At 52.0% G+C, this 9,741-nt stretch carries 5 protein-coding genes; 1 reads left to right on the forward strand and 4 read right to left on the reverse strand.

All coding sequences use genetic code 11. The annotated features are described in order from the left end of the window. Window positions 1-29: 29 nt before the first annotated feature. Window positions 30-452 carry an organic hydroperoxide resistance protein gene (locus tag GM557_RS08815; RefSeq protein WP_099027531.1) on the forward strand — a complete coding sequence of 141 codons (423 nt, stop codon included), beginning with the start codon at window positions 30-32 and terminating at the stop codon, window positions 450-452. A 932-nt stretch (window positions 453-1,384) separates the two neighbouring features. On the opposite strand, the gene GM557_RS08820 is transcribed toward GM557_RS08815, so the two are convergent. The 4 genes from GM557_RS08820 to GM557_RS08830 form a co-directional block, all read right to left on the reverse strand. Then, the gene (locus GM557_RS08820; protein WP_196424635.1) at window positions 1,385-7,141 is read right to left on the reverse strand and encodes a hemagglutinin repeat-containing protein; all 5,757 of its coding nucleotides are present in this window, start codon (window positions 7,139-7,141) and stop codon (window positions 1,385-1,387) included. Between the two features lie 35 nt (window positions 7,142-7,176). Continuing rightward, window positions 7,177-8,409 carry a ShlB/FhaC/HecB family hemolysin secretion/activation protein gene (locus tag GM557_RS08825; RefSeq protein WP_230880661.1) on the reverse strand — a complete coding sequence of 411 codons (1,233 nt, stop codon included), beginning with the start codon at window positions 8,407-8,409 and terminating at the stop codon, window positions 7,177-7,179. Window positions 8,410-8,436: 27 nt separating this feature from the next. Further along, complete coding sequence (locus tag GM557_RS08955; protein ID WP_230880662.1) at window positions 8,437-8,961, reverse strand: POTRA domain-containing protein; 525 nt, start codon at window positions 8,959-8,961, stop codon at window positions 8,437-8,439. 123 nt (window positions 8,962-9,084) lie between these two features. Continuing rightward, window positions 9,085-9,741, reverse strand: a 657-nt coding sequence (locus tag GM557_RS08830) for an invasion associated locus B family protein (RefSeq protein WP_155573973.1), incomplete at its 5' end; no start/stop codon positions are given.

Genomic DNA, 9,741 nt, shown 5'->3' on the forward strand with positions numbered 1-9,741 from the left:
CGCAACCGGTCGGGCCGGGAGCTATGTTGATGTCCGTTAATGTCGTTTACAAAACCACAGCCCGCGCTACCGGTGGCCGTGATGGCTCTGCCGAAACAACCGATAAGAGCTTCCACGTCAAGCTTGGCGTCCCCAAAGAAATGGGCGGCGATGGCAAGGGAAACAACCCAGAGCAGCTTTTTGCCGCTGGCTACGCAGCTTGCTTCCTCGGTGCTATGAAGTTCGTTGCTGGTGAGGAGAAAATCGACATCCCAGCCGATACCCATGTGCAAGCCACCGTTGGCATCGGCCCCCGTGGCGATGGCGGTTTCGGTCTTGAGGTCGCTATCGAGGCCTCCATCCCCGGCATGGATCGCTCCAAAGCGGTTGAGCTACTGAAGAAAACCGAGTTCGTCTGCCCCTACGCCAACGCCACCAAAGGCAACATCAAAACAACTGTCACGCTGGTCTAAATAATTAGAATTGCTGTGATACACAAAGGCGCATCCACCTAGGTGCGCCTTTTTATTGAGCTAATCTTCTACATTTCTCGGTCTATTATATCCAATAATATCCCAAATCCATACTAATAATGCTGCATCAGTACTGCAACGCACACTGGAATTATAAAGAATTGCATAAAAATAGTTAACAAATAAATATTTATATATTTTCTATCATGATTGCTAATGCAATTATAATCATCTTTCCAATAAGATTTTAAACACCTAAAAAATAATGCATACATATATATATTAACAATAGGACAAAAGATTGCTCGTGTTACATCTTTCGCTATATAAGAAAAACCTTTTTGATAAGTCCAAGCTATTATATCAAATGCACTCACCGACATAAGAATAGGCAATATTGGTATCATCAAAGATAATATAAGCGTAGACCCTACTTTAAAAAAGAAAAGCATAAACAAATGTAATATGTATATTAATAAAATTAACCTTCTCCCATATTTATAAACCTTACGCTCTGGAAAATATAACCCTACCCTCCGAAAAAAGATAAACAAAATTACTATTTCTATAGAGATATAAAGTGCTGTAAAAAACAGATTTCTATAAAAAATCTCAATTAGTAGATTGAACAATAAAATAAAAACATTAGTATATGCAATCTTTTTAAATGAAATCATCTCTTATACATCCTTTTCCCTAGTGTAAGCTTATCTGCCTCTAATCCTACAGAACTCTCACCCATAAAGCTCATAAACTATTTGCAGCCCCCCTCCAGACCTATACCCCTCTCACAACAACATGCTTACCTTAATAAGGACAATATATAATGTTGTTATTTTTAGAAAGTAACCATAGCCTAAATCAACATCTTTTATAAAAAACCTTTACATATTTCATATGCTTCATACAAACCATTCTTATCGTCTCTTTTATCAATCTTTTGAAGAAATATAACTTTTGAAGTTTCTATCGTATCCATATAACTTGGTCCGATACGCTGCAGCACGGGCATCATCAATGCCCTCAAACACACTGCCCACAACTTGTCCCACAAGCTGCGTCCCTAGCTGGCTGGCCTGTAGTTGGTTTTGGAGTTTCTGCGCATCAAACTTATTGGCTAAAGCCTTATTGGCATGCTCCACATCACGGCTATAGCTCCCATTCTGGCTCTGGGCATTGATGGTAATATTGCCACTAATAGCAGACTGGCTCTCGCTGCTCTCATCATGTGTCCGGCTACTACCTATCATGCCCGCACTATTGGCAACGCCATTCAGCCCAATAGTCCCCAGCACGCCGCCCACGCTGCTTAGCATGTCGCTGCCAATATCTAGGCTGGCACCAGTACTCCTGCTCTTCCAAGCTGAAACATTTTTGACACTTCCCGCCGTCAGGCTCTTGGTATTCAGATAATTCTTGCTCTTATCCGCCGTGCTAGAAATCACACCGGCTGTCAGGCTCGTATCACCCGCAACATCAACACCAATGCCCTGATTACCCGCATAAAGCCCTGAAAGCGTCTTCCCAGTGGAAGCAAAGTGATCTTTTATGTTTTGCCGCTCGAAACTCCCTCCGAGCCCGAACTCGCCACGTGTCATAATCGGTGCCGAGGCATGCGCGCCCGCTTGCGTAGTGTGGCTCCAAAAGTCAGATACATTTTGCGGGCTTATAATGCTTAACGCCCGGCTTTGCGCATCAATCCGCTGCGCCATTACTTCTGCCCCATTTAGGGCAATCACGTCCCCAGCATGAAGATGCACTCCATGCGTGGCAGAAATTACAGTATCCTCAGCCTGTCGATTATACGACTCTTGGACCTGTTTTTGTGTCTGGAACGATGCCTGCGCACTAAAGCCAAAATTGGTTGCCCCTACATTTGCCTCCGCACCAATCGAGGCCGAGCTACTCTTGTGGCGATTGTACGAATCATTAAGGTTCCAGCCTGCATCAAGGGCGATATCCTTCTGTGCATCAAGGGTAATGTCCTGCCCTTTCAGCTGTGCCGCCGTTAGATGAATGATGCCGTTATCTGGCTCATTCCTATCACTCCCGCGCGCTACTATGCTCAGTTGACGCCCTGCTGTTGCGCTTGCTCCCTCAACTGTATGACTATTTTGCTCTGAGTAACTCTTACTACTTCTAAAGCCGATACCAGCCTTGATCCCGACAAGGTTCGTACCCATCGGGCTTTTCCCCTTGCCAACACCGTTATACAGACTACCTGCCGGGGCCAAGGCCCTCTCACTTAGTGCCTTGGCAATCCCGCTTCCAACGCCATAAGCACCTTCCATGGCGTTAAGCGTCTTGAGCATCCCGCTGCCCTTACCGTGGACTTGGCTAGCAGCAATAGCCGCTTGCATCGCCTGCCCCGTTAAGGAATCATCCGATATGCCGAGAAAGCCACCAATAAAAAACGTCTTTTTATTTCGTACCTGCTTAGAATCTTGAGTACGATCATGGAAGCCAACTAATGCTCCATCCACGGCAAGATCACGCCCAGCACTAAGCGATGAGGCCGTCAGATTCACAGCTTTTCCAGCCGTAATGGCCAAATCACCTTGTCCTGCTGAAAGAGTACTGGGGGTCCAATCCGTACTCTCCCCTGTTATCGTGAGATGTGATTTCCCAAATCCGGCTGAAAATTTCCTCTCTTTACCTAGGGAGACACTAAAACCGGACTTCTTGCGATCAAAATAAGAGGCCGTTGTGTTCTTCAACGCATCAATACTAAGCGCGCCACCAACGGTTAATGCTGCGTTCTGTCCACCGCTAACCGTGCCTTTGATGGACATATCCGCACCAGATTTCAGCACGATATTATCATTAGCGGCGACAAGACTACCAACCTCACTCGTACTGTCAGAACTCTGGACGATAGTCTTTTTACTCAACAAACCATGACTAACGCTCCGGCTATAGCTATGCTGCTCATCCGTTACAGCATTGAGGGCTAGATTATCCTTCGCTTGCAGAAGCGCATTCTTGTCGGCCATAACGCCAGAGCCTGCCAAGGTAAGGTTCCCCCCCAAGGCTGTCACCTCCACCGTCCCGTTGCCCATCACGCTGGAGCCGTAATTCTTCACAAAGCTGCCCGTCTGCGTGAAATGATGTCTCCTCACCCCACCTGACCCGCGAGCAGCCAGACTATCCAGCGTAACATCACGCCCCGCTACAAGGCTGGCATCACTTCCAGCACTCAAGCTACCCGCCTTGAAGGTGATGTCCTGCCCCGCCTGCAACTGCGCCTTACCACGGGCGAGGATACTGCCTTGCTGGACCATCTCATCCTGCATGCCGCCTACAATGCGCTGCTGGTTTAGCACGCTCTCATTGCGCAGATTGCCATGCAGGGCAGCCAAGGCCACATCATTACCGCTAATACTGCCCCCCAGATTGGCTAAATCACCTGCTATCGCGGTAATACCCAACCCATCTTGAGCGGTAATCAGCCCACTATTGGTCACCTCATTTGCCGAAAGCGTAATCGTCTTAGCGGCTATCACCCCACCAGAAGCAAGCTGCTCCTCCCCGGGGGCGAGATAGAGTTTAGGGGCCAACACCATCTGGCCATCTACATTAACAGGCACATACCAGACGATGCTATGTGTCAGCTTCTCCTGTTGCTCCGGGGTTAAGGCCACACCGAAGGTTAAACCAAGCTCCTTGGCCTGATTGGCCGCATTATCCAACAAACTGTGCATCTGTTGGTCGGCTGTCTGGTACGTCCCGCCCAAAAAGACCTGCCCCGTAGCCGAGACAATCTGCTGCTGGATATAGCGGGCATCAAACCCACCATCCCCGAGGAAACGATAATCCCCCATGGAATGACCAAGACGCCCCAACAGATAATCCGAGCTATGAAGGCCCGCAAAGCTTGCGTAACGAGGGTTCGTCTCCAAAAGATAATGCACAGAAGGAGAACGATTAGGCACAAAAAGCGTATGCCCAGCAGAAAGACTATCCAACACCCCGCTAATCCCTGCGGAAGGCAAGGTTTGGGTAGGTCTATCGCCACTATTAAAACCCGGGAGAGAGGTGAGGTTATGGGCTTTTGCGGCATCAGCGGGACGAACCGGGGTCAGCTTATCACTTTGCAGGCCAGGTAATGACACGGCACTATGGCCAGAGAGAGGGGCCGTAGCATGGGCAATCTTTGTGCTGTTATTAATCGCCCCAGTGAAATCCCCCGCTATAGTACGGCCTGCCGTAATACTGCCCTGCACGCCGGGAAGTTGGACTGTCGGCCCCCATTGCTGCGCCGGCGGCCGGTAACCTTTCTTACCACCGGGGGTAGAGCCGGTAAAAGCTGGGTCAGCATGGCTACTATCCCAGCCACAACCTGCATGGTCATCACAAGAAAGGAAAAACCGCCGCTCGTTCTGATAGCCAATATTATTGAGAGCCCCACCACTAAGGGCAACATCACGCCCAGCCGCCAGATGACCCCCATCATTAAGGATGCCGCCTGCACTGGTAATTAATAGGTCCTGCCCCGCTGAGAGCAGAGGCTCGGCACTCTTAGCACTCGTATGGGTTTCTTCCTCATAGGCATGGGCAGCCCCACGACGCCCACGGGGATGTTTATGCGAAACCAACAACCGCACATAACCCGTCCCCTGTGTCCCTTGGGCGTTCAACAGACCCTGAGGGACAGCAATATCCGCATCCCCATCACCCCGGCCCTGGCTCCAGAAGGTATGGCGGGATTGTGCAACCTGCGTGCCTTTAAGGATAGTATTGCTCAGCTGATCCGCCAAAATAACAAGGTCACTCGTAGCCCCAGAGGCGGTAATCTGGCCGGATTGATTGTAAAGCCCTGCCATAGCCCGACCATTCGGCCCACTAAGGGCAATACTACCATTATCAGCAAGGATGGCCCCCTCGCTATTCGTCAAGGTGCCCGGTAGGGTCAACCGTACCCCGCTAGCCCCTTCCATCACCCCCGTATTGCGCAGGTCTCCCCCACTCGTAACAGACAGTGCCCCTCCCTGAGCGGAAAGCGCGCCATCATTGCTCACGCTACCCGCCGTGAGCTGAATACCTCCCCCCGCGCGAATCCCCCCTCCCTGAGCGATGCTATAAGCCCCCGGCAAGCTGACATCCACATTACGCCCAGCCTGCAAGACCTCACGCCCAACCAAAGAAGCAGTCGTAACAGTAAGGTCCCGCCCCGCTATGAGCTGATCCAAGCCGTTCAACCCCGTAACAGCAAGGCGAAGGTCCCCCGCACTCTCCACAAGCCCTTGGCCATTCTGAAAATCTGTCAGGCTGTCGCGTGCAGAGGCAGAGGGAGTACCATCACCTCCCCGGTCAATCACCAACCCATGAGTGGGGGAGAGTGCCACCAATCCGCCCCCGTCATTCAGAAGCTGAGCTGTGGCTAAATGCAGGTCTCCCGCATTTGCCTGTATCACACCCTGTCGGTTATCAATCTGCCGACCTATAACCGCCTCAACCCCTCCATTACCGTAAATCAACCCGCCTTTATTCGTGAGCTGCTCAGCCTCTAGATGCAAAGCATCCTGTCCGGTAATGATTTGCCCGCTATTGGTAATGTCATGCCCATGAAGATGGGCCGCACCATTCTGACTATAAATAATGCCCTTATTATTCAGCACGCCCTCTGTATGCAGGCTCAACGTACCGTTCTGTGTAGCAATGTGACCGGCATTCTCTAGCCCATCTTGGCTATGAATCTCCGCCTGCTCCCCGGCATAAACGTGCCCTTGTGCGCCAAGCTGGATAGGCCCTGTCTGATGCGCCACCACATTCCCAGAAGCCGCCATAGTGCCATTAAGAACAAGATTACCCCGCCCATCCAAATGCATATCACCGGCATTAGCGGCCATGGTGCCATCCACCCGTACACCAGCCCCGGCCTCATTAACGATCATATAGATGCTATTGGCGTACAACCCGCCTAACGCAGCAGTATCAACAGCTAATTCCGGCTTTTTGCGCCCATCATCCGCCAAGGGTGTAACGGCATTGCTGCCATAAGCTACATGATTACGCCCCAGCACAAGGTTAACCCGCTGTGCATTAACCTGCCCGTCAATCTTCACGCGCCGCGATAAGATGTCTAACACTGGCACAGTGGCAAAATCAGCCCCCTGCGCCCCGAAATGCACCGTACCACCCGCAATGGTAAAAGCCTGTAACCCGCCCTGACTATTCAGCTCTGGATGACCCGTAGCCAACGTGACACGAGACGTATTGATAAAGCCACAGCCATTGCAGGTTAGCCCGTTCGGGTTAGCAATCACCACCGCAGCCTGCTTCCCTGCCACCTCGGTATAACCCAATATCTGGCTGGGCAGTGGGCCTGTCACCTCATTAAGGATCAGCCCCGCCGCATGGCCGTGCAGTTGGGTATTACCCAACACCACACCGCCTATCTTCGTTTGAGTATCATGAGTAGCATTATTAAGGATTACACCACGCTGAGGCACCCCATAGGCACGGAACATATTATGAGACACACCCGCCCCGTTGGGCTGGATGATATTGATCTGGTCAAGTCCGTTTTGGGTCTTATCCAGCACGGGATGGGGACCATGGCCAGCCGGGTCCACCACAATCTGCGGTGGGGCTTGCTGGGCTAATGCCTGTGTGGCCGTTGAGGCCATGAGCAGCACAGAGGCACAAAAGAGATTCACAATCCGCTGGAACAGGGAAGGCCCTACCATGTCATCATGTACCTTTTGATTCTCTATCATCTCACTCACATCCGTATCCCAGCACTGAAGAAGGTAATCAGCCCCTCAGCAGGGAGCGGGCCACGGGCGATGGCATGGGTCAGCATCACATCCCAAAAGAGCACCCCGCTTGCCTTACGGATGCCAAGCCCTACCCCCGCCATCTCGCCGCCTTTCAACACCGCTGGGGTCGCACGCGAGGCAAAACCGGCGCGCACCACGCCAAAATCCAGCGCGCCGTAAAACTGCACTCCTTTGAAGAAAGCGCGACAAAACCCAGTGTAAGGGCCACATCTCAGCGTATCCGTCTCCGGTGAGAAGGAGAGGTCATTACGCATGTACCCACCATTATTGCCGACAAACGCCTGCTCCAGAAAACCGCGTACCGTATATGGGCCGCCTACTTGCAACTCATTGGTCGGGTTCTGATCATGAGAGCTAACCTCCCCATGCATGGTGGTATGCCAGAGCCAGCGCGCAGCAAAAGGCACATAACCATCAATATCCAGCATGGGCTTTACATAAGCACGATGTGGCTCATTCCAGGCGGGATGGGCGTAGTAATTCCAACTCCCCGCCCCGTCTATACCAATCTTCACCCCGCCTGTAATATACCAGCTACTCCCCCAGACATGGAGAGATTCACTAATATTGGCATTTACGTAAGCTTGCCGCCCGCTCTGGCTCCAAACATTGGTATGATCTACCTGCGAACCGAAGCTTTTGCGCTCAAAAGAAACCTGCGCGGTAGTCACGCCCGTATTATTCCGCCATAGCGTACGAGAAAGCCCTAGCTGCCAGTCCATTCTTGAGCCAGTAAGGTGATAAATATCCGTTCCCGCTAAAAGTGGATAAGCATCCTGCGACTGCCACCACGAGCCAAAAAACGTCCAATATCCAAAGGGAATTGACCCATTCGCTGAAAGGAAGGACGTACCTCGTGCCCCATGATTCGGCCCGCGTAGAGAGTGGTCATATTCTACCGACCACATATCTAACAAACCCAGCGGGTTCTCCGCACTCAGCAGCGCATGACCAACCACTCGGCCTGTCGCCTTCTGGCCGTTATTATCCGCCCAGAGCTGACCATGCAGGATGTTCTGCTCCGGCGCATTGACCGTCACGCGGGACGTACCGGGCTTCGTACCGGGGCTAATCTTCATCTGTGCACCAAAATGGGGCAGGCGGTTCATCTGCTCCACACCTTCCTCAAGGTCGCGCAGATTGAGAATATGCCCCTTCAGCCCAGGGAAGGCCATGACATCAACTAACCGCCGTGCCCGACCCTATATATCCACCCCCTCAAGCTGCCCCTCCACCACCGTGACGGTAAGCGTACCGCTGCTTAATGTCTGCTCCGGCAGATAAGCGCGAGAGGTGATGTAGCCATGCTTTACATAGGCCGCATTCAACTGATTTAGCAGAGCATTGAGGTCTTTTACCGCAAGGCATCGCCCCTCATACTCAGTGGCGATATGTTTAAGCTCTCCAGCAGGGAGATGCTGAGCTCCATTTATATTTATCTTATGAATGACCATGCAGGCCGGGGACGCATCTTGCGGCGTTGGCTGTGGGGCTATCTGCACATTAGCCGTAGGAGGAGGCAGGGAATCTAGCTGCTGCTGATGCTGACGAAACCGCTGAAACTGATCCTGAGCCGAACCCGGCCCAGCAGGTAAGCCAGGTAGCACAGGCGGTGTTGAAGGTTCTGCCCGCCCAGGCTCCGTCAGACTAGACAATAACACAGCCAGGAGGATGCCCCAGAGGAAAAGACGTACCCGCCCTTTTCGGTCCTCTCTCGCAGGCAGCATCCATCGCTTTATAGCGACCCGCAGGCCCTGTAATTTGCCACAATCATGATACATAATTATAAATGGGACCGGCCACCTCAAAGCGACCAGACGAGGCTAACCCTCTCCCTGCTCCCCGATGTCTTAACGGCGAAACGGGGATTGATGGATCCAGCTTTCAAGCTGGTCCAATGCGGCAACGGCGCCATCCATGACGAAATTGATGGTCAACGTACCACCCACTACCTTATCCACCATAATATGCCCGTTTTTACCTGCTCTGAACTCCGCAACCTGCGCTGTAGTCAGATCCAGCGAGGCCATACAGCCTGTAGACACACAAGATTGCCAACGCAGAGTAATAGGGCTGTTGCCATCCAGAGCGAGGCGCGGTTGGGTTAATAAAGAGAAAGCCAGCGGCACTACAACTGTCATCCGCCAAGGCCGGCTGGAGAGAGGCGCACTTACCGTATTTTCAGTCGCGCGGGCGAGGATGACTGCGCCTAGAGACTCGGCTTTACCGCTCTCTCCCTGCATCATTAGGCTTTGCTGCATCAAACAGAATTGCGGCCCCGCTGCCGGATTAGTCGGGGGAAATAGACAACGATACCCCCATTCCCCCGCAGTACCGGACATCACCATCGGAGAGGTCTTCGCCCCATCACTAGCCGCCACTGTCGCTACCGCACCAGCAGGTGCCGCATAAGTAGGGAGCGTATTAAAAGCTAACCCCCATACCATGCTTCCCAAAAACAAGAGAAAAAAGCTACAGCTAGGCTTTTTCATCTCGATTTTCATCGC

Source organism: Bombella sp. ESL0385, assembly GCF_009725755.1.
In the GTDB taxonomy this organism is placed as follows: domain Bacteria; phylum Pseudomonadota; class Alphaproteobacteria; order Acetobacterales; family Acetobacteraceae; genus Bombella; species Bombella pollinis.

Coding starts and splice junctions, on each gene's coding strand:
- GM557_RS08820 (WP_196424635.1), bottom strand. CDS start 7,141: ATGGTAGGGCCTTCCCTGTTCCAGCGGATTGTGAATCTCTTTTGTGCC.
- GM557_RS08815 (WP_099027531.1), top strand. CDS start 30: ATGTCCGTTAATGTCGTTTACAAAACCACAGCCCGCGCTACCGGTGGC.
- GM557_RS08825 (WP_230880661.1), bottom strand. CDS start 8,409: ATGGCCTTCCCTGGGCTGAAGGGGCATATTCTCAATCTGCGCGACCTT.
- GM557_RS08955 (WP_230880662.1), bottom strand. CDS start 8,961: ATGCTGCCTGCGAGAGAGGACCGAAAAGGGCGGGTACGTCTTTTCCTC.